General features: G+C 70.5%; 20 protein-coding genes. 5 read left to right on the forward strand and 15 right to left on the reverse strand.

The features are described from left to right. Position 1 precedes the first annotated feature (1 nt). The 4 genes from uca to ACFYZB_RS23580 form a co-directional block, all read right to left on the reverse strand. On the reverse strand, positions 2 to 3,595 hold the full coding sequence (gene uca, locus ACFYZB_RS23565) for an urea carboxylase (protein WP_388761849.1): 3,594 nt from the start codon (positions 3,593 to 3,595) through the stop codon (positions 2 to 4). After that, positions 3,592 to 4,392 carry an urea amidolyase associated protein UAAP2 gene (locus tag ACFYZB_RS23570; RefSeq protein WP_388761852.1) on the reverse strand — a complete coding sequence of 267 codons (801 nt, stop codon included), beginning with the start codon at positions 4,390 to 4,392 and terminating at the stop codon, positions 3,592 to 3,594. The genes uca and ACFYZB_RS23570 overlap by 4 nt, the downstream gene beginning before the upstream one ends. A gap of 1 nt (position 4,393) precedes the next feature. Beyond that, positions 4,394 to 5,305 (reverse strand): urea amidolyase associated protein UAAP1, encoded by a 912-nt coding sequence (locus tag ACFYZB_RS23575; protein ID WP_388761855.1) that lies wholly within the window; start codon positions 5,303 to 5,305, stop codon positions 4,394 to 4,396. Positions 5,306 to 5,367: 62 nt separating this feature from the next. Next, positions 5,368 to 6,972: an amino acid permease gene (locus tag ACFYZB_RS23580; RefSeq protein WP_388761858.1), complete on the reverse strand. Its 1,605-nt coding sequence runs from the start codon at positions 6,970 to 6,972 to the stop codon at positions 5,368 to 5,370. A 545-nt stretch (positions 6,973 to 7,517) separates the two neighbouring features. On the opposite strand from ACFYZB_RS23580, the gene ACFYZB_RS23585 reads away from it, so the two are divergent. The 3 genes from ACFYZB_RS23585 (at position 7,518) to ACFYZB_RS23595 (ending at position 9,579) form a co-directional block, all read left to right on the forward strand. Further along, a complete protein-coding gene (locus ACFYZB_RS23585; protein WP_388761861.1) occupies positions 7,518 to 7,760 on the forward strand; it encodes a hypothetical protein in 243 nt (80 codons plus the stop codon). A 1-nt stretch (position 7,761) separates the two neighbouring features. Continuing rightward, positions 7,762 to 8,259 carry a hypothetical protein gene (locus tag ACFYZB_RS23590; protein ID WP_388761863.1) on the forward strand — a complete coding sequence of 166 codons (498 nt, stop codon included), beginning with the start codon at positions 7,762 to 7,764 and terminating at the stop codon, positions 8,257 to 8,259. A 210-nt stretch (positions 8,260 to 8,469) separates the two neighbouring features. Beyond that, on the forward strand, positions 8,470 to 9,579 hold the full coding sequence (locus ACFYZB_RS23595) for a hypothetical protein (RefSeq protein WP_388761866.1): 1,110 nt from the start codon (positions 8,470 to 8,472) through the stop codon (positions 9,577 to 9,579). 99 nt (positions 9,580 to 9,678) lie between these two features. On the opposite strand, the gene ACFYZB_RS23600 is transcribed toward ACFYZB_RS23595, so the two are convergent. The 3 genes from ACFYZB_RS23600 to ACFYZB_RS23610 form a co-directional block, all read right to left on the reverse strand. Continuing rightward, positions 9,679 to 9,912, reverse strand: a complete 234-nt coding sequence (locus ACFYZB_RS23600) for a hypothetical protein (protein ID WP_388761868.1) — start codon at positions 9,910 to 9,912, stop codon at positions 9,679 to 9,681. A gap of 213 nt (positions 9,913 to 10,125) precedes the next feature. Beyond that, the gene (locus tag ACFYZB_RS23605; RefSeq protein WP_388761870.1) at positions 10,126 to 11,385 is read right to left on the reverse strand and encodes an MFS transporter; all 1,260 of its coding nucleotides are present in this window, start codon (positions 11,383 to 11,385) and stop codon (positions 10,126 to 10,128) included. 167 nt (positions 11,386 to 11,552) lie between these two features. Then, entirely contained in the window at positions 11,553 to 12,140 is a 588-nt protein-coding gene (locus ACFYZB_RS23610; RefSeq protein ID WP_388761873.1) for a rhodanese-like domain-containing protein, read from the reverse strand. Between the two features lie 99 nt (positions 12,141 to 12,239). Between ACFYZB_RS23610 and ACFYZB_RS23615 the strand changes: the two genes are divergently transcribed. Beyond that, a complete protein-coding gene (locus ACFYZB_RS23615; RefSeq protein WP_362124633.1) occupies positions 12,240 to 12,527 on the forward strand; it encodes a metal-sensitive transcriptional regulator in 288 nt (95 codons plus the stop codon). Positions 12,528 to 12,536: 9 nt separating this feature from the next. On the opposite strand, the gene ACFYZB_RS23620 is transcribed toward ACFYZB_RS23615, so the two are convergent. The 8 genes from ACFYZB_RS23620 to ACFYZB_RS23655 all read right to left on the reverse strand — a co-directional run bounded on the left by ACFYZB_RS23620 (position 12,537) and on the right by ACFYZB_RS23655 (position 22,255). Then, positions 12,537 to 13,283, reverse strand: coding sequence for a sulfite exporter TauE/SafE family protein (locus ACFYZB_RS23620; RefSeq protein WP_388761877.1), 747 nt, complete (start codon positions 13,281 to 13,283; stop codon positions 12,537 to 12,539). Continuing rightward, on the reverse strand, positions 13,280 to 13,669 hold the full coding sequence (locus tag ACFYZB_RS23625) for a rhodanese-like domain-containing protein (RefSeq protein WP_388761880.1): 390 nt from the start codon (positions 13,667 to 13,669) through the stop codon (positions 13,280 to 13,282). The genes ACFYZB_RS23620 and ACFYZB_RS23625 overlap by 4 nt, the downstream gene beginning before the upstream one ends. Before the next feature lie 38 nt (positions 13,670 to 13,707). Further along, complete coding sequence (locus tag ACFYZB_RS23630) at positions 13,708 to 15,072, reverse strand: rhodanese-like domain-containing protein (protein WP_388761883.1); 1,365 nt, start codon at positions 15,070 to 15,072, stop codon at positions 13,708 to 13,710. 592 nt (positions 15,073 to 15,664) lie between these two features. Beyond that, a complete protein-coding gene (locus ACFYZB_RS23635) occupies positions 15,665 to 16,555 on the reverse strand; it encodes a bile acid:sodium symporter family protein (RefSeq protein WP_388761885.1) in 891 nt (296 codons plus the stop codon). A 607-nt stretch (positions 16,556 to 17,162) separates the two neighbouring features. Continuing rightward, entirely contained in the window at positions 17,163 to 17,639 is a 477-nt protein-coding gene (locus tag ACFYZB_RS23640) for a GAP family protein (RefSeq protein ID WP_388761888.1), read from the reverse strand. A 246-nt stretch (positions 17,640 to 17,885) separates the two neighbouring features. Continuing rightward, a complete protein-coding gene (locus ACFYZB_RS23645) occupies positions 17,886 to 19,592 on the reverse strand; it encodes an alpha/beta hydrolase (protein WP_388761891.1) in 1,707 nt (568 codons plus the stop codon). A gap of 140 nt (positions 19,593 to 19,732) precedes the next feature. Continuing rightward, positions 19,733 to 20,449, reverse strand: coding sequence for a CPBP family intramembrane glutamic endopeptidase (locus tag ACFYZB_RS23650; protein WP_388761894.1), 717 nt, complete (start codon positions 20,447 to 20,449; stop codon positions 19,733 to 19,735). A gap of 471 nt (positions 20,450 to 20,920) precedes the next feature. Next, positions 20,921 to 22,255, reverse strand: coding sequence for a diacylglycerol/lipid kinase family protein (locus tag ACFYZB_RS23655; protein WP_388761897.1), 1,335 nt, complete (start codon positions 22,253 to 22,255; stop codon positions 20,921 to 20,923). A 548-nt stretch (positions 22,256 to 22,803) separates the two neighbouring features. Between ACFYZB_RS23655 and ACFYZB_RS23660 the strand changes: the two genes are divergently transcribed. Continuing rightward, entirely contained in the window at positions 22,804 to 22,941 is a 138-nt protein-coding gene (locus ACFYZB_RS23660; protein ID WP_388761900.1) for a hypothetical protein, read from the forward strand. The last annotated feature ends 66 nt before the right edge of the window (positions 22,942 to 23,007 follow it).

The following is a 23,007-nucleotide window of genomic DNA, read 5'->3' on the forward strand; positions in this document are numbered from 1 at the left end:
TTCATGCCCGCACCGCCGCGAGGATCTGGCCGGGGGCGACCTGCTCACCGGGCTTGACGTAGATCTCCAGCAGGGTCCCGGCGGCGGGGGCGTTCACGGTGGACTCCATTTTCATCGCCTCCAGGGAGAGGATCGCATCGCCGCTCGCGATGGTGCCGCCCGGCTCGGCGGCGATCTGCCAGACGGTGGCGGTGTACGGCGCGGTGACCGGGACCGCCCCGTCCGGCAGGGTGACGGCAGCAGTGGCGGTCACGGGTTCGGGATCGTCGTCACGGTCGAACTCTCCGGCGGCTCGCCAGCGTTGCTTCTCGGCCTCGAAGGCGGTGCTCTGCCGCCGGCGGAACGCGGCGATCGAGTCGGCCTCCGCGGTCAGGAAGGCGTTGTACTCGGCGATGGAGAAGGTGCCCTCCTCGGTCGGGAAGTCACCGCGCCCGGCGTCGGTCTCGGCCCGCAGTTCGAGCAGTTCCTCCGCGGTGACGGGATACCACTCGATGCGGTCGAAGAAGCGCAGCGCCCACGGCGAGTCCTGGAACAGGCCGCCCTTGCGGAACCGGTTCCAGATCTGCACGGTGCGGCCGACGAACTGGTAGCCGCCGGGGCCTTCCATGCCGTAGATGCACAGGTAGGCGCCGCCGATGCCGACGGAGTTCTCCGCGGTCCAGGTGCGGGCCGGGTTGTACTTGGTGGTCACCAGGCGGTGCCGCGGGTCGAGCGGGGTGGCGACGGGGGCGCCGAGATAGACGTCGCCGAGGCCGAGCACCAGGTAGGAGGCGTCGAAAACGGTGCGGTAGACGTCGTCGGCGGTCCCAAGGCCGTTGACCCGGCGGATGAACTCGATGTTCCACGGGCACCACGGGGCGTCGTCGCGGACCCCGGCCATGTACCGCTCGATGGCGAGCCGGGTCGCCGGGTCGTCCCAGCTGAGCGGCAGCCGCACCGTGCGGGAGGGGACCACCAGTTCGTCGCTGGGCGGGACCTCGTCCTCCAGCTCGCGCAGCAGGGCGGTGAGATCACGGGCCTTCAGCCGGCGGGCGTCGGTGTGGATCTGGAGGGAGCGGATGCCCGGGGTGACGTCGAGGACGCCGTCGGGCGCGTGCGCGGCGAGGGTCTCCTGCAGGGCGTGGACGCGCATCCTCAGGCCGAGGTCGAGCACCATGGGGCCGTACTCGACCAGGACGTTGTCGTCGCCGTCCCGGCGGTAGGTGACGGCGGGGCGGGCATCGGTGGCCTCCAGGCGCCCGAGAACGCCGTCGTCGCCGTCTCCGCCCGTGCTGATCAGCGTGGGGGAGGAGCGGCGGGCATCCAGGGCGGCCGCCTCGGCTTCCCTGACCGGCACGAAGCGGACGGTGTCGCCGGGGCGGAGCTGGCCGAGCTTCCACAGTTCGCCGCTGGCGACCACCGCGGGGCAGACGAACCCGCCGAGGGACGGCCCGTCGGGGCCCAGGATGATCGGCGTGTCGCCGGTGAAGTCCAGGGCACCCACCGCGTACGGAGTGTCGTGGATGTTGGAGGGGTGCAGCCCGGCCTCACCGCCGTCCTGGCGCGCCCACCGCGGCTTGGGACCGATCAGGCGGACGCCGGTGCGGGCCGAGTTGTGGTGGACCTTGTAGTCCGTGGCGTAGAGGGTGTCGATGTCCTCGCGGGTGAAGAACTCGGGCGCCGCGTGCGGTCCTTCGGTGACACCGATCTGCCAGTGCGAGGTGATCGCCGGCCGGCGCTCGGTCGGGGTGGGGCCGCCGCCGGCGGTCGGCGAAGTTCCGGGCCGCAGTACGTCTCCGGCGCGCAGCGCCCGACCGGCGTGCCCGCCGAAGCCGCCGAGGGTGAACGTGGAGGCGCTGCCCAGGTACTCGGGTACGTCGATGCCGCCCCGGACGGCCACGTAGCTGCGCAGTCCCGGCCCCCGGCAGGCACCGAGCACCAGGGTGGCGCCGGCCGCGACCGTGACCGGCTCCCACAGGGCTACCGGGCTGCCGTCGACCGTGACCGGGACGGGAGCGCCGGTGACGGCGACCACGGTGTCGGCCGAGAAGCGCAGACTCAGCCCGCCCGCGGTGACCTCCAGGCCAGGGGCCTGCGCCGGGTTGCCGACGGCCAGGTTGGCCTCGGCGAAGGAGACGGCGTCGAAGGGGCCGCTCGGCGGCACGCCCACGTGCCAGTGGCCGAGCCGGCCCGGGAGGTCCTGGACGGTGGTCATCGCGCCCGGCACCAGGACGTCGATGCGCGGATCGGGGTCGACGGTGGTGGCGAGCGTGCTGGTGCTGTGCACGGCCTCGCGCACCTCGCCCCGCGAGGTCAGCTCGCGCAGCAGGCCCAGGTTGGTGACGATGCCGTCGACCCGGCTCGCGGCCAGGGCCCGGCCGAGCACGTCGAACGCGGCCTCCCGGGTGGGACCCTTCGCGATCACCTTGGCGAGCATGGGGTCGTAGTACGGCGAGACCTCCAGCCCCGTTTCGGCGAAGCCGTCGACGCGCACGCCGGGCATGGTGTCGGCGCCCTGGCCGGGGAAGACCGCCCGGGTGATCAGGCCCGGGGACGGCAGCGAGTCCTTGCCGGGGTCCTCGGCGTAGACGCGGGCCTCCACGGCATGCCCGGCGGGCGTCCACTCCCGCTCGAACACCGCGTCCTCGACCCAGCCGTCGCGGGCCAGGGCGAGCATCAGTTCGACGAGGTCGACACCGTACGCCTCCTCGGTCACCGGGTGCTCGACCTGGAGGCGGGTGTTGACCTCCAGGAAGGCGGCCTCCTCGCGCACGGGGTCGTAGACGAACTCCACGGTCCCCGCGCCCCGGTAGCCGACCGAGGCGAGCAGCCGGCGCGAGGAGTCGTGCAGCAGTGCCCGCACATGAGCAGGCAGGGCCGGGGCCGGGGCCTCCTCGATCACCTTCTGGTTGCGGCGCTGCAACGAGCAGTCCCGGTCGCCGAGGACGGCGATCCGGCCGGTGCCGTCGCCGAAGACCTGCACCTCGACATGGCGGGCGGGGCGCACGAGGCGCTCCAGGAACACCCCGGCGGACCCGAAGTTGGACTCCGCGAGCGCCGCGACGCGCGCGAAGGCCCCGCGTACCTCGTCGGCGGTGGCGCAGGCCTGCATGCCGATGCCGCCGCCACCGCCGGTGGCCTTGACCATCACGGGCAGCCCGATGGAGAAGGCCGCGGTGACGGCCTCCTCGGCGCTCGCGAGCAACTCCGTCCCGGCCAGCAGCGGCACTCCGGCGGCCTTGGCCAGGGCGCGCGCGGTGTGCTTCTCACCGAAGGCCGTGATCTGGTCGGCGGTCGGTCCCGCGAAACGCAGACCGGCCTCCTCCACGGCACGGGCGAAGACGGTGTTCTCGGAGAGGAAGCCGTAGCCGGGGTGGATGATGCCCGCGCCATGGGCGAGGGCGGCCTCGATGATCGCCTCCCCGCGCAGATACGACGCGCGGGCGGGCGCCGGACCGAGGCGGACCGCGTGATCGGCCTCGCGGACGTGCGGGGCGGCCCGGTCGGCGTCGGAGAAGACGGCGACGGTGCCCAGACCCATCCTCCTGGCGGTGCGGATCACACGGCGGGCTATCTCACCGCGGTTGGCGACGAGAACGGCGGTGGGGCGGATCACGCGCCCTCCTTCGCGGTGCGAGCGGCGTCCGCGGACCGTGCGTCGACGTCGTCCGGTGCCGGCTCCACGACGATCATCCGCAGCGGGGTGGGGTTGAAGTCGTTGCACGGGTTGTTCATCTGCGGGCAGTTGGACACCATCACCAGCACGTCCGTCTCGGCGCGCACCGCGACCCGGCGGCCCGGCGCCGACATGCCGTCCACGATGCCCAGCGCGCCGTCCGCCTCGACGGGCACGTTCATGAACCAGTTGAGGTTGGAGACGATGTCCCGCACCCCGAGGCCACGCCGCCCGGCCTCGGTGAGGAAGTTCTCACGGCAGCCGTGCTGGAACATCACATGATGGCCGTAGCGCAGGGTGTTGGACTCCTTGCCGCACGCGCCGCCGATGGTGTCCTGGCGGTCGACCTCGTTGGCGACGACGGTCATCAACGGGCGGCCCTCGTTGCTGCGCAGCACGGTGCCGGTGCGCACATAGGCGTTGCCCTGCCAGGCCAGGGTGTCGGGGACGCTGTAGCGCTCCTCGGGATCGTCGGCGCTGTAGATCAGACAGTCGGCCGACTGGTTGCCGCCGACGTCGACGATCGTCAGGACGTGCCCCGTCCGCACCACCGCCGACCAGGGCGCGTTGGGGGCCACCGTCTCGTCCAGGACGACTTCGCCCTCGACCAGGCTCGCACCCCAGTCCAGGGGGGAGCCCTCCGCGTACACGGCGCCCACGGGGACGGTGGAGGCGACTGTGCCGCCGGCGGCGGTTCGGTAGTTGACGGGCGTGGTCTCGGTCCGTGTGGTCGCCATGTCACAGCCCCCGGGCTTCGCAGTAGTCGACGGTGTTGAGGTACGCCCGGTGCAATTCCGGAGTCGCCGTGAACCGCGGCTCGCCGGGGCCGGTCGGGGCACCACGCCAGGCGTGCACCCGCAGTGGGCCGACCACATAGCCGGGACGAGGATCCAGTGGGTGGGCGACATTCGCGACCAGCACCAGCAGGGGCATCTCCGCGACGAGTTCGACATGTGTGCCCGCCCCTGCGCTGCCCTGCCAGGTCAGGGTGCCGTCCCCTTCGACGCGTACGCCCTGGAAGAAGGACAGGCTGGGTGGCAGGTCGCGCCGGGTCAGACCGTGCTTGGCGGCCGCCTTGAGGAAGAGCCCGCGGCCGGACGGCGACGGCCCCTCAGGGCGGGCGTCACCGTACTTGCGCTCGTTCCAGGCGTCGGTGGTGGTGCCGCAGAAGGCGTCGTGCCGCCCGGAGGAGTCACCGCTGACCACGGCCAGGACCCGGCCGTCCCCGGAGAGCAGCGGATGGTCCTGGCCCGGATACGCCTGCCACGGCACCTTCTGGGTGTCGGCGACGTTCAGCCGCTCCACCGGCTCCAGGGCGTTGAAGAGCAGCAGGTGGGCGCAGGCGTCACCGCTCGGGTCGTCGAAGCGCAGCCGCGTACCGCGAGCAAGGATCTTGTGCGTGTAGCCGCCGGGCGCCACCGTCTCCGCCCACACCAGGGCGGCCGGGTCCACACCCGGCGGGCAGTACGGGCTGTCCGACGCCGGAAGGTACGGCATCCACGCGCCGGCCTGCCCGCCCTGGGCGCGGGCGTCGTCGCGGGCGCTTCGGACGCTGTCGGTCAGGTGCAGATCACGGGCGCGGGCGGGAGCCTGCCCGGTCGCGTAGCGGCCGTGCTGCGGTACGGCCGTCGGGCTCTCGGTGGTGGTCATGGATGTCCCGTCGTCGCTTCGTCGGTACGTCATCGATGCGTCCCCTCGCGTCACACGGGCCCTCAGGCGGGCTCCGCGACGGCCTGCGTGTCCAGGGGCGGCTCGATGTGCGTGTGCGGTACGTGCCTCAGCTCGATACGGCGGTGCAGCCGGCGGGCGAGGAAGTAACCGGCACCGGCGGCGAGGCTGAGCCCGATGAACAGCGGGGCGCTCCACCGCAGCCACCAGGTGTCGCCGGTGAGGTCGTAGATCTCCGCACGGGGCCAGATCAGGTTGACCGTCATGCCGGCCTGGTAGAGCACGGCGAGCGCGTTGACCGCCACTCCCCACCGGCCCAGCGAGAACAGGGGCCGGCCGGTCTCGTCGACGCCCGCCGGCAGCCCCCCGCTGCCCCTTCGCCGGATCCGGGTGACCAGCAGGGGCACCGTCACGCCCAGATAGGCCAGGTACAGCAGGGCGATGCAGAGGCTGGACAGGGCGGTGAAGATGGCCGACTGGCGGATGTTGACCACGAGTGCGATCGCGGCGCCGACGCCCACCACGATCGACGTGATGATCGGCGTACCGGTGCGGGCCGAGACCTTGCCGAGGTGCCGGTGGAAGGGCAGGGCGCCTTCGCGCGCCATGGAGTACATCATCCGCGCCCCGGAGGTCTGCACGGCCAGGGTGCACGCGAACACCGCGACCGCCACGCAGCACAGCAGCAGGCGGCCCAGAACCCCGCCGAGCCGGTCGGTGAGCACCCAGGACAGACCACCGGCTGCCAGCTTTCCGTCGGTCAGGCTGCGCGCCGCCATCAGCCCCGACAGGATCAGCAAGGCGCCGCCGACACCCGAGGTGGTCAAGGCCCGCAGAATGGTCCGGGGAGTGGTTCGGCGCGGGCTGTGGGTCTCCTCCGCCAGCTCGCCGGCCGAGTCGAAGCCGACCATCACGTACGCCGCCATCAGTGAGGACGCGAGGAAGGCCCCGAAGTAGCCGCCGTGGCCGGCCCAGCCGGTGGGGTGGGCCACCACCTGCGGACCCCGCTCGGGCAGGAAGAAGAGGATCAGCACCAGCGCCAGCACGCCGATGATCTCGACCGTGACGCCGAAGCTGGTGGCGGCGGCCATCTGGCGGATTCCCAGGATGTTCACCACCGTCGTGATCACCAGCAGAACGCATCCCAGCAGGACCGCGTTCTGCGCACCGGTCGGGGAGCCCACCGACGGATCGGCACCCGGCCCGCCGACGATCTGGAAACCGGACCAGATACCGGGCAGCACCGCCTGTGCCGCGATCGCGGCCGCCGCGACCGTGAGTATCTGCCCGATGATCATGATCCAGCCGACGAACCAGCCCGTCGTCGTGCCGGCCAGCCGGCTCGACCACTGGTAGATCGCCCCGGATATGGGCCAGCGCGCGGCCAGTTCGGCGAAACACAGCGCGACGAGCAGTTGGCCCGCGAAGACCAGCGGCCAGGTCCAGAAGAACGCCGCGCCGCCGAGACCGAAGCCCAGGCCGAACAGCTGGAAGACGGTGGTGAGGATCGACACGAAGGAGAACCCCGCGGCGAACGACGCGAAGCTGCCTACGCCGCGGCGGAGTTCCTGCTGGTAGCCGAAGAGGGCGTGGCCGGTCGTGCCACCGCCGACAGGGCCCTGCGCAGGGGGGAGTTCGGGCCGGCTCATCGCCGCACCTCCGATCGGTCGACAGATACCTGTCGCTTGATAGGTATTGCGATCGTCGGCCGGACCGGTCTCACGCCCGAGTCGGGGAAGTTAACTTCGTGTATCTGCGGACGCGCCTCGGATATGTCTGTGCGGCAGCACGTTGCGGTGTCCTCGCAGCGGATTCTCCCGCGCGAGACACAGGACCAGTTCTCGGCGCCGGCGCGGCAGCGCGCATGACGTCGCGGTGGCCAAGAGTGGTGTTGGCGCGGTCGACGAGGTCGTGGTCGGTGCGCTGGCGGTTCCAGACCTGCCGACCGGTGTAGCGGGGGTTGGCGAGGATCGCCGTACGGTGTTCAGCACCCACCGCTGCCCTTCTCGGTGCGGGTTGCGGGCGGGCTCGGTGGCGGCCGGGCAGGGGATTCCGGCGTCGTCCAGGGCGCAGGAGGCGAACGCATCCGTGCCCGCGGCGCAGGGGCCAAGGACAAGCTGACCGACGCCGACAGGGGGCCTGGCCACCGTGCTCTACCTGCGCAAACTCGGCACCCGAGACCTGGTGGTACGCGTTGAACGGCTACCAGTACGACGTGAGCGGCGTGTCCACAACCGTTGACGGGAAGACGGTGGAAACGATCACGGTGAGTGTCTTCAAGCGGTACAACTGGGGCAATGTTGCAGGCGGCGAGCCGCGCAGCAACGTAGGCCCTGGCCACCTGATCGAACAGAACGACCTGGCACAGTTGAACGCGGACGGATTGGCCCAGGACTACAACGTCTGGGGCTCCTACAGTTACAACCTGGGCGGCTGACATGAGCGACTGGAACGCCCGCCGGACAGCGGGCGAGAGGTCCCTGGCCCGGCGTTCGGCGGGCGTGGCGATGACCGCGTTGGTGGTCCTGGCCGCGGCGGCCTGCCAGGGACAGCACAAGAGCTTCCCGGGGGCGCTCCAGGGCCAGGACACGGATGTCAGCGCGGCGGAGGTGTTTCACCACCATGGTGTCAAGACGCCGCCTTCGATGCGGAACCTGCGCTACTCCGCGCTGTCGTCGGATGACACCTACCCTCTGGTCGCGTTCTTCTCCGCCGACTGCGGGGACGTCCCGGGGTTCACTGCCCGAAGCTCACTGCGCCGGGTGTCCTACGCCCACACCGACACCTCCGACGTCGATGTCTTCGCCAAGCGCTTCGGCTGGGCTCGCCCGGCGCCGGGCGACAGCTGGTACAAGAGCGACTCCGGCCAGGATCAGACGGTGGAGGCACTGGTCCATCAAGCGGCAGGCAAGTGCACGGTGTACCTGACCGCGTAAGCGACGAACGTCCCGGGCCGCGCCACTCACCCTGGCGCGGCCCGCTGGCGTGCTCCGGCTCAAGGTTTCCACGGATGGGTTGGTCGGTTTCTCGTGTCTGTCGGGTCTGTGCTCGTCAATGGCTCTGTTGTGGTGTCGGTCGCAGCATCTTTGACGGCGATGCCGAGGACCGTTTGTCGTCGCACCGAGGCGTCCCCTGAAGGGAACGGCGTGCGCGCGGCCGTCATCGGTCCGGAATGCGCACTGATCGCCGTCGTCCTCCTCATCTACCTGAACCAGGTGTTGTTCACCGTGTACGTCGTGCGGATGCACGGCGGAGACGCGTCGTTCATAGCCCGGTATCTGCCCGACGGCTGGTTCGCGTTGGCCGATGGCAATCCGCTCGTTCGGTGGCTCGCGGAGCACTTCCCCGCACCGGAGATCCTGGCGCCGTCGGTGCTACGCGTGCAGGCATTCCTGGAGCTGCCGTTCGTGCTGCTCGCGTTCGTGACGGTGCTGCGGTGGCTGGACCGCGGTCTGTACCGGCGGGTGGCCCGCTCGCCGCTGATCCGGCTCGCGGCAGCCTCCTACACGGCGGTGTTCTGTGCCGCCGAGTGGGACCTGCGCAACCCCTACACGATCGAGGACATCGCCATCAGACTGGTCGCAGCAGTGGTGACGCCGCCCCTCATCGCTGCGCTCGGAGGTCGGGAACGCGAGGAACGTCTGCCGATTTCCACGTCGCGGCTTGTGCTGTTCGGTGTTTCGCTGTGGGGCCTGGGGTATTTGGTGCTGGTCGTCTACGACACCGCGCTGCTGTACAACCTGGGGAAGCTGGGGGCCGAGCTGCCGGGGGCCGTGGGGGCGTCGGCCGTGCTCGTGGCGGTGCGGGTGGCCGCGTCCAGGTTTCCCGGGCGTGCGGTCGCCGGCGCAGCGGTGACAATCGTCGGGAACGGGCTGCGTTGGGCGCTGGCGTTGTTCCTCATACCCGCCCTTGCGGTGCGCTACGGGGTGAATTTCGGCAGCCCGCTGCTGGCCGCGGCGGGCGGAGGGTGCGTGTTGCTGGTGGCCGCCGTACGCGCCCTGCGGGAAGGGCTAGGAGCTCGGAGCTCAGGCGGTCCGGCGCAGCTGTTCACGGTGGCAGGACAACTCGGTCTCGCCGCCGCCGCGGGGCTCGCTGCCGCGTACGGGGCCGTCCACTGGGTGACCGACACCTATTACGAGGCGGCCTTGCTGAGGGCGATGTGCGTATTCCTCATCACGGCGATCGCGGTCTGTGCTGCCACCGATGAGGGGCTGCGTATCATCCGGACGACCACCGCGCCCGGAGATGGGCCCTGACAGGTGAGGGCCCGTTTGCCACGGGTTGCAACGAACCGGGCTCACCACCGTGGACACCGGGTGGGAACGCGAGACAGCGAGTTGTGCACAGGCCCCGCTTCAAAAGGAGTCACCTCGGGGGTTTGGGGCTCTGCGGCGCTGTCTGCTTGCCGCGGTCGAGGAACACGCCGTTCCCGGGATCCGGAGCGTCGACACCTTCCCCGAGCGGAGGTCGTCGATGAACTCGGGGAGGCGGCCCTCGAGTTGTGCGCGTTCGGCGGTGACGAGGCCGCGGCCGCGTTGCCAGGTCGTCATGACGGTGAACACGGTCAGGCCGATGAGCAGCTTGGTCATGTTGGCCGCCACGAACAGCAGCCCACGAAGAGCACCACGGTCGCGCCGACGACGATCAGCCACAGGGGCGTACGCCACTTCGTCCGGGCGACGCAGAAAAACAGCAGGGTGGCGATGTGATGGTCCCGGTCACCGCCTTCTCATGGGCGAATCCAGGACTGCCGGAGCTTTCGCCGGTTCACCGGATGCATGCTGTCGGACCGTTGCCTGCACTCAGGTCTGAGGGTGGGTTTCGTACATGCGCACCGCCACTATCAGGCCCGAGGCGGCGGTGAGGGCGGCGACGGCCCAGATGGCGGCGGTCAGCCCGTAGGCGTCGGCGAGGGCGCCGGCCAGCAGGGCGCCGACGGCGAAGCCGCCGTCGCGCCAGAGGCGGTAGACGCCGACGGAGCGGGCGCGCCAGGCGGGGTGGGCGACGTCACCGATGGCGGCCAGCAGGGTCGGATAGACCAGGGCGGTGCCGACGCCGAGGAGGACAAGTGCGATGGCCCAGATGGGGAAGCTGGTGCCGGTTGCCACCATCGCGATGGCCGCGGCCTGGATCAGCATGCCGGCGGTGATCAGGTGTTTGCGGCCGATCCGGTCGGACCACCAGCCGGTGAACAGCTGCCCGAGCCCCCACACCGCCGGGTAGAGGGCGGCAAGGACGCCGATCGCGGCGACGGACAGGCCGTGGGCGGCGAAGAGGAGGGGGAAGATGCCCCAGGCGAGGGCGTCGTTGAGGTTGTTGACCATGCCGGCCTGGCTGGCGGCGGACAGGGCCTTGTCATGGAAGCTGGTGATCCGGGCGATCTGGCCGGTGGTCAGCTCGCCGTGGTGGTCGGGGTTCTTGGGTGCAGGGTGGCGGGCGGCCTCGGCGCGGGCGTGGCCCCTGGTCTCGCGGACGGCCAGGGTGGACAGGCCCAGGGCGAGGGCGGCGTAGGAGGCGCCGAGGAGGAAGGGGCCGGGCCGCAGCCCCCAATGGGCGGCGATGGCGCCGGTGGCCATGGCGGTGGCGGCCAGCGCGACGTAGCCGGAGGCTTCGTTGAAGCCCATGGCCAGGCCGCGCCGTTCCGGTCCGACCAGGTCGATCTTCATGATGACGGTGGTCGACCAGGTCAGGCCCTGGTTGACGCCGAGCAGGACGTTGGCCAGGACGATCCAGCCCCAGGCCGGCCCGAAGATCAGCAGTGCCGGCACCGGCAGCGCCACCAGCCAGCCGGCGACCAGCACGGGTTTGCGGCCATAGCGGTCGGAGAGGGTGCCGGCGAAGAAGTTCGTGATCGCCTTGGTGGCGCCGAAGGCCACGATGTAAGTCAGTGCGGCGGTGTAGGCGGTCAGGTGGAAGACGTCACGGGCCAGCAGCGGCAGGACAATGCGTTCCTGGCCGAGCATGCCGCCGACCAGGGCGTTGACGGCGACAAGCAGGGCGAACTGGGCGAGGTTGGCGCGCATCCCGAGCCGTACGCCGCTTGCCTCGGCTGCGATGGTCATGAGTCCTCCACGAGACGGTTGCCGGTGGCCCCACGGTGGCCAGGGCCGCCGATGAGGCCGGCAGCGAAGGCCCTGCTGCTCAGCCCGGTGCCGACGAGCGGCGGTGGGTGGACGTCGGTAAACCCCATCGGATCCTCCGGTTTCCGGACGGGACTGGTCGCTCCGGCTCAGCGGCCGCGCAGCGCGGCGAGCGTGGCGTCGAGGTCGGCTGCGCGGGGCCGGTTGTGCGGCAACTTGCCGAGCATGGCCGCCATACCGCAGGTGTCGGTGAGGGCGGAGAAGACGAGGCCGCCCGCGATGCCGGCGGAGAGCAGTTGGAAGGCCGGGTGCACGAGCAGGCCGAGGAGCAGCCCCAGGAGCACCACCGCTCCGGCGGTGAAGCGGACCTGCCGTTCCATGCTCCAGCGGGCCCGGGTGTCGCACGCGGCGGGCTGGTGCAGGTCATGCCCCTGCGCGGCCCACCCGGTGGTGCCGCCCGCGAGGGTGGCGGTCGGGATGCCCTGTTCGGCCAGGAGTTTGCAGGCGTTCTCCGAGCGGGCGCCGGAGGCGCACACCACGAGGACGTCTCCGCGCCCGGCCGCGTGCCGGATCTCGGGCAGTGCGCGGCGGATGTGGTCCAGGGGGATGTTGAGGGCGCCCGGGAGATGACCGGAGGCGTATTCGCCGGGGGCGCGGACGTCGATGACGGTGAGTTCGTGGAGTCGCTCTCGGGCCTGGTCGGTGCCGAGCGTGATGGGGGAGAGGGAGCTGGTCATGACAGCGGTGATCCTTGTCGTCTCTTGATGGTCGTCTGGTCGTCGCCGTCCCGAACCGGGACGTAGAGTACCCCTAGGGGTATAGGGAGAGGAGTGGTCGTGGAACTGGAGCTCGAGGGCACGTCCCTGAAGGCCGTGCTGAACCGGCTGCGCCGGGCGCAGGGGCAGATCTCCGGGGTGATCCGGATGATCGAGGAGGGGCGGGACTGCGAGGAGGTCGTCACGCAGCTGGCCGCGGCCTCGCGGGCGCTGGACCGGGCGGGTTTCGCGATCATCGCGACCGGGCTGCAGCAGTGCGTGGCGGACATCGAGTCGGGCAGGAAGAACGGGCAGGACGCGGAGGCGATGCGCGCACGGATGGAGAAGCTGTTCCTGTCACTGGCGTGAGGGCGGCCGTCACGCCACCGCGTCCACCAGCATGAAGCCGGCCACCGCGAGCAGGACGAGGGCGAACACGCGCTGCAGGGTGTCCCCGGGCAGCTTGGCCGACAGGCGTTTGCCGTCCCAGGCGCCGAGGATCGCCGCGCCGGCGAACGGTCCGATGACGGCCCAGTTCAGGCCGCTCGCCGTTCCGGCGCGCATGGCCAGCGCGGCGAGCGAGTTGATGGTGATGACCAGCAGACTGGTGCCCACCGCCGCCCGCATCCGCATGCCCAGGACGTTGACCAGTGCCGGTACGGCGAGGAAGCCGCCGCCCACGCCGAGCACGCCGGTGACCGCGCCGAGCCCGGCGCCTGCGGCCGCCGCCCGGACGGGCCGTACCGGTGCGGCGGTCCCCGGCGCCGGGCGGTGCCGCAACATGCGTATCGCGGCGACCGCCGCGACCACGGCGAAGGACACGGCCAGCGCGGCAGCCGGCAGGCGACCGGCGAGCGCCCCGCCCAGCATTGCCGGGCCGATTCCCGCGGCTGCGAACAGCAGCCCCGTACGCCAGCGGACCTGGCCGTCACGGGCATGCGCGGACAGCGCCGTGGCGGAGGTGACGGTGACGATGACCAGGCTCGCGGTGGTCGCCGCGACCGGGGTGAAACCCAGCAGGTAGATCAGGGCGGGCACGGCCAGCACACTGCCGCCGCCCCCGAGCGCGCCGAGGGCCAGACCGATGACGGCACCGGCGATCAGCGCGAGGATCACAGCACTCATGCGACGGTCCCGTCCCTGCCGTGCGCGTCCACCACCGGCAGTCCGGCAATGGCCCAGTCCCGCATGCCACCGATCACGTCGACGGCCTCCACGCCCCTGGCGAGCAGCATTTCGGCCGCCCGCTGCGAGCGGTTGCCCGAGCGGCAGATCACGACGACGGGCTGCCGGCTCTGTGCTTCGGCGGGCAGTCCGGCACCGGCGGCGAGCGCCGTCAGGGGCAGGTGTACGGCGCCGGGCGCGTGTCCGGCCTGCCACTCGTGGGGTTCGCGTACGTCGAGCAGCAGGGCGTCACCGCCCCGTCCGGCGGCATGGCCGGTGCGGATCGCGGCGTCCTGCACCGTCACCCGTCCCGGACTGCTTCCGGTGCGTCGAAAGAGGCTCGGCATGGTTCTCGCTCCTGTTCGTCCTCGGTTCTCCGGCCTGGTCATGGGGCGCCGACGGTGAGCCCGGCCGTCTCGGCCGAGGCGAAGGAGTCGTCCACGGCCACCACCTCCCGGCCTGCCGCATCCAGCAGGGACGCGGCGATGGCGGCGCGCATACCGCCCACACAGTGCACCCACACCTGACCGGCCGGCACCTCGCCGATACGGGAGTGCAGGGCATGGACGGGGATGTGGACAGATCCTTCGATGAAGCCGGCCGCCCGTTCGGAGGCCCGGCGGACGTCCAGGACGACGACGGCGTCCCCGGAGCGCGCCGCAAGGTCGGCGAAGGTGGCCCTGGGGAAGGAGGCGAGGGCCTCGCCGTCCCGTACCCAGTCGGCCGGCTCTCCGGTGGCCGCGGCGGCCGGCCGGTCGATGCCGACGCGGACCAGCTCGCGCTGGGCGGCGGCGAGCTGCTCGGGCGACTCGGCGAGCAGGGTCACCGGCTTGCCCCACGGGATCAGCCAGGCCAGGTAGGTGGCGAGCTGCCCCTCGGCCTCGAAATTGAAGGAACCCGCGAGGTGGCCCTCGGCGAAGGCGACACGGTTGCGCAGGTCGACCACCCACTCGCCGGCGGCCAGCCGGTCGGCGATCTCCTCGGCGTCGGCGACGGCGGGCGGAGTGAGGTCGACCGGCGCCGGTCCGCTGGCGTTGGCCGGACCCATGTGGGCGTAGTAGGCGGGGACGTCGTCCAGGCCGGCCAGCAGGTCCGCGACGAAGGCGTCCACGTCACGGGTGAGCGCCTCGTTGGCCGCCTTCTCCTTGCCGATCGTGGTGGACTCGCCCTCCGCCTGGGAGGAGGAGCAGAAGCTGCCGAAGCCGTGGGTGGGCAGTACTGCCGTCTCGTCGGGCAGCTCGGCGGCCAGCCGGTGCGCGGAGGCGTGCTGGGCGCGGGCGAGGTGCTCGGTCAGCCGCGGTTCGACCAGGTCGGGCCGGCCGACGGTGCCGATCAGCAGCGAGCCGCCGGTGAACACCGCGACCTCCGTGCCCTCCGCCTCCAGGACGTAGGAGGTGTGGTGCGGGGTATGGCCGGGGGTGGCGAGCGCCCGCAGAGCCAGTCCGGCGGTGACCTCGATCTCCCAGCGGTCACCGTCGTGCACGGCTACGCGTTCATAGGAGACGCGGGCCGCGGCGGGAACGAGATAGGCGGCCCCCGTGACCCGCGCCAGCTCAAGGCCGCCGGTGACGTAGTCGTTGTGGAGGTGCGTCTCGACCACGTGGGATATCCGCACGCCGCGCCGCGCCGCAGCCGCGATCACCTGCTCGATGTCACGTGGCGGATCGATCACCACTGCCGTCCGTTCGCCGCCCGCCAGATAGCTGCGGTTGCCGAGGCCGGCGATCTCAAGGGTGTCGATGAAGAACATGCGATGCTCCACTCCAATGAAGAGTTACCCCCCGGGGTATATGTCGACAATAACATTGATACCCCATGGGGTATTCCGGAGGGCGTGGAAAGCCCTGTGAAGCAGGTCCCAGCCGGCGCTTGACCCGGCTCATGGAGCATCGCTTTCCACAGGTGCTGGCACCTGTGGGGATCGGACCGGACAGCGCCGCCTGTGGAGTCCGGCGTCCGGGTACCCCGCCTCCGCGAAGGCCCCGATTGACCGCTCGGCTGACGGCGGGCCCCTCAGGTGCAGCCCCGTCCGAACCTCAGCCGACGACAGTCAGCTACGACGGTGAGGACGCCGACCGATCACGCGCGCGTATGCCTCAATGCACCCCCGTCGGCCTCGACCGCGCTGCCGGTGCCGTCGATCAGAGCACGCCACGACGGCTGGCCGTCCCGACGGTGCCGGAGCCCTCGGCTTGGGAAGCTCAGGTGATCTAGGGCTTGCTACGGGGTCGCGCTGCGGCGGAGGGCGCCGACGCCCGGTGGGCGGGTTCGTTGATTCCCCGCTGTTCCCCTGCTTCCCCGCAGGATCTGGCACCTGTCCGGCACAACTTCTTCGTCCCGAACTACTGGCTGCCAGTGTTCGGTCTGGTCCGTGGAGCGCTTCGCCTTCCGCTGAGAAGCGTGGCGATCGGGAGGGCTGCTGCCAGGCCGCTGAGCAGGACTCCGGCGAGGGCGCCCAGGACTGCGGGTTGGTCACCGAACGCGAGGCCGATTGCAGCCAGGGCGGGACCTGCGTTACGGATCGAGGCGACGCTACCCATAGTGGTGCGGCGCGTCGGCGGTCCTGTAGCCAGCAGTGTGCCGACGGCGAACGCAGCGACCGCCAGAAGGAATCCGGCGAGGAGGGCAAGTGAGCCGAGGAGGTTCACGACGTCTTGCCAGTTACCAAGCAGCATGCCCGCGAGCACGATCAGGAACGTGATGTTGGAGACTGCGGCTGCCGCGGGGTGCCATGACCGCGCCGTGTCCGGGGCGTAGTGGCTCATCAGCAGCCCGATGGCGAACGGTACGAGCTGCAACAGAGCCACGGTCCGGACGAGTGCCCCGACATCGAGGGAGACGTTCGTGCTGACGTCAGCGGCGGTGAGGATGCCGTTGGCAGTCGGCCCGAAAGTGAGGCTGCCGACGGAGGCGAGCAGTACCTGCATCGCTGCGCCCCCGACGACGTCGCCCTTCTGGATCATGGCCAGTTTCGCCCCGAAGGGACCGCCCGGAGAGGAAGCGACCAGGATGAGCGCGATGAAAGAGGTTGAGGGGAGACTGAGTAGCGCTCCGAGGCCCCACCCGATCAGCGGAATGACCACCATGTTGGCGATCAGTGCCAGCACAAGCAGCGGAACGTCGGAGAAGACGCCGCGCAGAGCCGGAACAGTGGCACCGAAGCCGGCGGCGAGCATCGTGGTCACGATGAAGATGACGGTCACGGCGTTGAGCACCAGGTGCAAGGTGTCCATCGAGCTCCCCTCAGGTGGTGCAGCACCCCGGACGGCGCCAGGGCAAACGTTGCCGTCCTGTCAGTCTTGGAGATCGCCGAGCCGGCGCAGGGCGCTCAGGCTCGGCAGGAAGCAGTACTCGCCTCGTCGGGTGAGACGAACCGGGGCAGCGAGGCAAGGCGGCGCCTCAACGGGCGCCGAGGAACGGTGAAGCCGACCTCCCCGTCTCCTCCCGCCTTTCCGTGGCTGGGACGGATCCATCTTCCCGCCCGATCGCTGGGCGCGCCCGCTGAGCGGCGGGCGACCGACATTCCCTCTGGTGGTGACAGCGGGCGGTCAGGCGTGGTCCGGCGAACGGCAGCGAGGCCAGGTCTCGGTAGCGGTCGGGTGCGGACGTCATCGGACGCCTCAGGTAGGGGCGCGAACCAGGAGGACAGCCGACCGTACAACAGCTGCAAAAGGTGCATTGAGTCTCGCGCGACACGCCCAGCGCACCTGCCCAGCCCGGACCGTGGGCCGACGCGACAGAATCGGGCGCCCCAGAGGTGCGGCAACGCCTGCGCGCCTCAGGTCAGATTGACGATCGCCTCGATGATGAATTTGGCGGACCTCACCACCAGCAGGCCGATCACGATCGCGGAGTTGTGCCTGGACAGTAGAGCCCCAGCGGGACCAGGACGCTCACGGAAGCCACGACGACGAACACGGCCAGTGCGACGGCTTTCACCCCGACACGGGAGACCACGCCGTCGACCGCGGCGATCGCTCCGACGGTCAACGCGAGGTTCGCGGGGTTCGCCCCGGACAGGGCGGCGGCGAGCCCCGCGCATCGGCCGGGCAAGAACTTGTCGACCTTGGCCATCCACGCCGACAGCTCGGCCGCCTCGCCGGGTCGTGGCCGGTCTCGCCACTGCTTGACGGCAAGCAGCGCGAACAACACCCCAGTGCGAGCGTGAGCCACAACGTCCACGTGGCTGGTGACGAAGGCGATCCCGTTGGCCCGACCGTGCGGCGTGGCGAGCATCACGACCAGCGCGATCATCGGCAGTGGGCTGATGGCCAGGCCGACGGCAGCGCTGAGCAGCTGACCGATCGCGCTACCCATGCGGCGTCGTCCTCTCTGCGTGTTACGCCGCTGAGTTCTGACGCCCCTGAGGGGATGCCCCCGGGAGGTTCAGCACTTCCGGCGAGGGCAATGAGGATCACCCGACAACGGGCTCACCCGTTATCTCACCTTGGGCACGAACCCCTGTCCACCACACCCGCAGACACCGTCGAGCCCCCCGCCAGGGTCAGAATCGGCGAAACCGAAGGGGATCAGCGACACCCCCACACCTCCTGCCTCGGGGCGTCACTCGCGGGCGATGATCTTCTTGAGATTGTCCAGGTCCTGGGCGGAGACGCCGGACGGCCGCAGGACCGTGTTCCAACCGTCCACGTACTCGGCCGTGTACGTGTGACCGTGGCCGGCCGGCACACCGGTGGAGAACGGCAGATCAGCGCTCACCTGCCAGAAGGTCACGAACGGGATCCAGACCATGCCCTTGAGCACGTCATGCCCGGGGGACTCGGCGAGCCAGTCGGGTCTGCTGAAGACGAGGTGCGGACTCCACCAGACGATCGGGTCGGACGGATGCAGCAGGTACAGGACCCGCGCGCCGTCCCAGGGCCGGCCTGAGGGTGGGATCGCCGCGCTCGGGTCGCTCGTGAAACGGACTGTCCGCCCGTGCTTGTAGACCGGCTGGATCTCGGGGCTGCCAGGGTCCCGGTGGTCGGTGAACTTGCGGAACAGCGGGCTGAAGTTGGTTGGGCCGACGAACAGCGCGCCCGCCGTACGGTTGGCAAGGTCGTTCTCTCCGCTGAACGCCGTCTCACCGCCGAAGGAGCCCAGGCTCTCACCTGCGACGAAGAGCCTCGGCCGGCTTGTCTGGGGCAGGCGCGACCAGACACCGTAGACCGCGTCGAACAGATCCCGGCCGGCCTCCCTGGCCTTGGACTGGTCCACCAGGTACGAGATCCACGAGGGGAGGTAGGAGTACTGGATCGCCACCGCCGCGGCGTCTCCGCCCGACAAATACTCGAACGAGTCGACCGACGCCGGGTCCACCCAGCCGCTCCCGGTCGTGGTCACCACCAGCAGGTTCTTCCGCCGGAACGCGCCGGCTCGGTCCAGGTCCGCGACCGCGAGCTCGGCCCGGGCCTCCGTGTCGCCCGCGGACCCCAGCCCGGCATAGGCGCGGATCGGCTCCATGGCCGGACGGTGGGTGAGCCGTGCGATGTCCCCCTGCGACGGTCCGGCCCCGACGAACCCGCGCCCCTGCCGCCCCAGCGAATCCCACGGCACGAGCGACCCCGGCCCGCCCGATCGAAGTGAGCTGGTGGGCTGGTGCGCCCCCTCGGGGGTGGCGCTGTCACGCGCCGAGAACACCTGATTGGCGAGAGCCACGGAACCCTGCAGCAGCAGGCCCGTGATGACCAGGTACGTCACGCCGGCTACCAGGAGCCAGCCGACCGTCCTTGCCGCGCGGCGCCCGATCCAGCGTCCGAGCAGGTCCGCCATCCAGCGGAATCCACCCCGGATACCCCGCCCGATGAGAAGGATCAGCCAGAACACCGCCACCGCGACGAATGGCGACAGGACGACCAGCCAAATGGTGTACTCGGTCACGCCCATCATGCGGCGGATCAGGTACTGCCAGTACTGCCCGAGCCCGAAGAACACGGTCAACAGCACGGCCGCGCCGATCAGCAACGCACGCCAGGACCAGGCCCGGGGCGGGCGCGGATCCCGGTCGGCGAGGGCCCGCCAGATCGACGCCAACAGCACTCCGACCGCGTAACCGATAGCGGCACTGATGCCCCACACCACGCCCTGGATGACACCGCCCCGGGGCAGCAGCGACGGCGTGAAGGACAGACAGGAGGCCACCAGCGCCCCCCAGCAGCCGGGAAGAGTCAAGGACCCGAGCTTCCGGTACTTCTTCGAGGAACTCGACTGTGCCGTCACCGTCTTGTCGGGCCCGTCGCTCGGGTCCGGGGACTCGTCGATCGTGTTCACAGCGGCGATCCATCAGTCGGGGGTGCGGCCCACGCACCCGTCCGGTTGGTCCGGACGGGACGTCAGCGGCCCTGCGGAACCGGGCTCTACCCATCGTCGCCCGAGGGTCGGCGCGGTGCCAGCCGTTCCCAGCTCGGTGGCTACCGCGTCCGTGCCAGCACGAACGCGGTCAGATAGCCCAGGGCGTTGGTGGCCCAGTGGAGTCCGATCGGTGCCAGCAGGCTGTCACTGCGGCGGCGCAGCTCGCAGAAGAGCACACCGGCAGCAGTGGTGAAGAGCACCGCACCGATGTCGGCCACGACAGCCCCGATCGGAGTGTGGCCGAAGACCGCGGTAAGTGCGGGCTTCTCCGTGGCCAGAGACAGGGAGGGCAGGACGTGCCACAGGCCGAACAGTACGGACGAGACCGCCATCGCGGCCAGAACGCCGCGGGAGCGCCGGATGAGCCCGTACAGCACCCCCCGGAAGGCGTACTCCTCCAGCAGCACGGTACCCAGCGGGACCGTCACGAACTTCCGCAGAGCCACCTCGCCCCCGGCCAGATGCCTGGTACGCGAGTCGGAGAAGAGTTCCCGCGTGAACGGCAGCAAGGCTCCGACCAGGTACACCGCTGCCACGATGCCGACGAGAGCCGACGCCCACTGCGCGCCGCGCCACAGCGTCCCCCTCCCCAGGCCCACGTCGTCCCGGGTCCCGCCGGCCCACCACACCATCAGGCTGAGCAGCAGGATCGCGACGACGGCGTTGGCCAGGCCCAGAGAGGGCAGGCGCCCGTTCTCAGCAAGGTTCACCAGGACCAGCACCGCCACCACTGACGGCAGAACGATCCTGGAGGACACCGGACGGCGAAGACGCATCAGAAACTCAGGCTACGGCGGCCGGGCCGCGGCCCGGCCGCCGGACACGGAAGGCACTTCCTGTTGGACCGGCATGGAGCGCCCAGACCGGCGAGCCGACTGGACTGATCGGGTGAGCGAGAGGTGCTGCCATCTGTACGCCTCACTCGTCGCTCCGTCAAAGAACCGCGGTGCGAGGAAAGCCACTCACCTGATGAGCGGGCGACCCCACCCGAACGGAGCGCAGACCTGCAGCACCTGCCGGCCGCGCTCGGCGGCCCGAGTATGCAGGGAGGCCATCCGATGCACCGAGGAGGTCTACGGAGTGAACCCGCCCGGCAACCGTCAGCGAACCCCTGAACACCCAGTGGGGAGATTCAACGAGCTTGAGCTGATCCTTGGTGCTGAGGTCGAAGAGTACGGTCCGGGCCGACAGTTCTCGGGCTACGCCGGCCGTGTCGCCAAGGCTGGTCGCATGCTGGAAAACGGCTTTCACCTCATGACCTCAGCGGCCTCGCGGCGACCGCTGGCCAAGCGCCGCAGCCTGGCCCAGTTCGCCGGAGGTTCCGGCTCGGGGATGCCCGGGCGGCTGCGTGGAACCCGAACGCGCAGCGCGCCCGGCCAGGTCGTGGAGGTCACCGGCGTCGACATTGTCACCGCCTCGCCGTCGACGCCGACCGGAATCTGCGCCGCATCTGCGGTGATCTCGATCTGTTGCGTGGTCAGCTCCGTGACCCCCTCGGCGCTGCTGCCGCGGAGCAGATCGATGGCCTGACCGGCGGTGCGCACCCTGACACCGATCACGCCGAGCACGCCGCCATCCAGCCGTGCACGGCGGCCAAGGCCGGCGATGTCATCTGTTCGATACGGATTGTTGGACACCAGCAGCGCCTGCGGCGCCTCGATCTGTGTGCCATTCACTTGGGCTGTCAGCCGCGCTCCGCGGTGACCTTGCAGCAGGTCCGGGAGCAGGTTCAGCGTCGTGCCAATCTTGTCGCCACGGTAGGCCGGGCTCTCCACGACCTCGGCGTAGGCGCCGAAGGAAGCGTTGTTGACGAACGGCTGCCCGTTGATCAACCCCAGGTCGACCCGCAACTCCACGCCGTCCGCCAGCGCGCCGAGGCAGGAGGCCGGGTCCTCCCGGTTCAGCCCCAGGTCCAGGGCGAAGTGATTGCGGGTGCCCGCGCTGATCACCACGAACGGTAGGCCGTGCTCGGCTGCGATGCCCGCTACGAGTGCCTGGGTGCCGTCACCGCCGGCCACCCCCAGCAGGTCAGCGCCGTTGGCCACCGCCCGCCGAGCTACCTCGGCCACATCAGTCGACCCGTCCAAGACGAACACCTCGGCGCCAAGGGCTTCGGCCTTGCGCTTGAGATCGAACTTCTCGACCTTCCCGCCGCCCGACTTCGGGTTCATGATCAGGTACGGATGCCGGGCCGGTGGCTGCGCCGCATACTCGGGCATGCGCCAGTCCGGCTGGTCCCTCTTCAGTGCCTGGCGCCCGGTCACGTCCGCGAGGAGCCAGACTCCCGCCGACACGACGGCCACCCACAGCACGCCGTTGACCGCGAAAATGACGGCCACCGCGATCGGCACCAGGACGTAGACCCCAAGCGACAGCCACCGCACGACGCCGCGCCGGGAGAGGAAGAAGTAGGCTGCCGCCACGCTCACGACCGCGGCAGCCAGGCCAACGGCGAACATGGCCAGGCTCTTCAGCTCGGCGAAGACCACCAGGATCACGATAGCCAGGCCTGCCAGCACGAAGCTGAGGCGCGCTAGCCACCGCTGGGCGGACGTACCCCGTGCGATCGCTGCGGACGTCATAGTCTTAGCGTCGCATGCGGACGGCTCCGGCGCCTCACCCAATCCGACTCGACGAAGAACACCCCCCTCACCCTATTCGCGCAGGTGAGCTGGCGTTTCGTGCAGGTAGGAAGGGGGGGAGGGGCGGGGGTCGAACCCTGCGGCGGTGGCGGCGTTGGAAGAGCCACGCGGTCCTGCATCCGCCTGTGGCGGGGTGTTGGTGCGGGAGTGGTTGACCGTGTGGTTGGGCACCCGGGTCACGGTGTGGGCCTCGACGCTGCGCGGCTATCAGGCGATCTGCGCCAACCACCTGATCCCGTATCTCGGGGCGGTGCCGCTGGCGGCCGCTGAGCGCCCGGCAGGTGGAGGCGATACCGGCGGGGAGCCGGCGCGTGATGTTGGGCCGTTCGGTCACGGACGCCACGGTGCAGCGAATTCATGCGACGTTGCGGACGGCGTTTTTCTGCGGTGCGCGAGGCGCTGGACGATGCGAACCCGGCGAAGGTGGTACGGCTGCCCCGGGTCCTCAGCGCAGCGCGGCGCACCTGTCGTTCGGCGACACGGAGGCGATGGTGCCGCAGGAGACGGGCCTGCGCGGGCTCTCCCCGGCACAGCTCCAGCAGATACTCGGCACGCTCGACCCGAACCGCGCGATCGAGATCGAGTGCGTCTATCTCGCCGCCTTCTTCGACTCAAGGGCAAAGTAGGGGACACCGGCACAGCACCCTGCTCGACGGACCCGACAAGAGGTACCCGGAGATCTCCTTCGACCG

It is taken from the genome of Streptomyces sp. NPDC001852 (assembly GCF_042891825.1).
Lineage (GTDB): Bacteria > Actinomycetota > Actinomycetes > Streptomycetales > Streptomycetaceae > Streptomyces.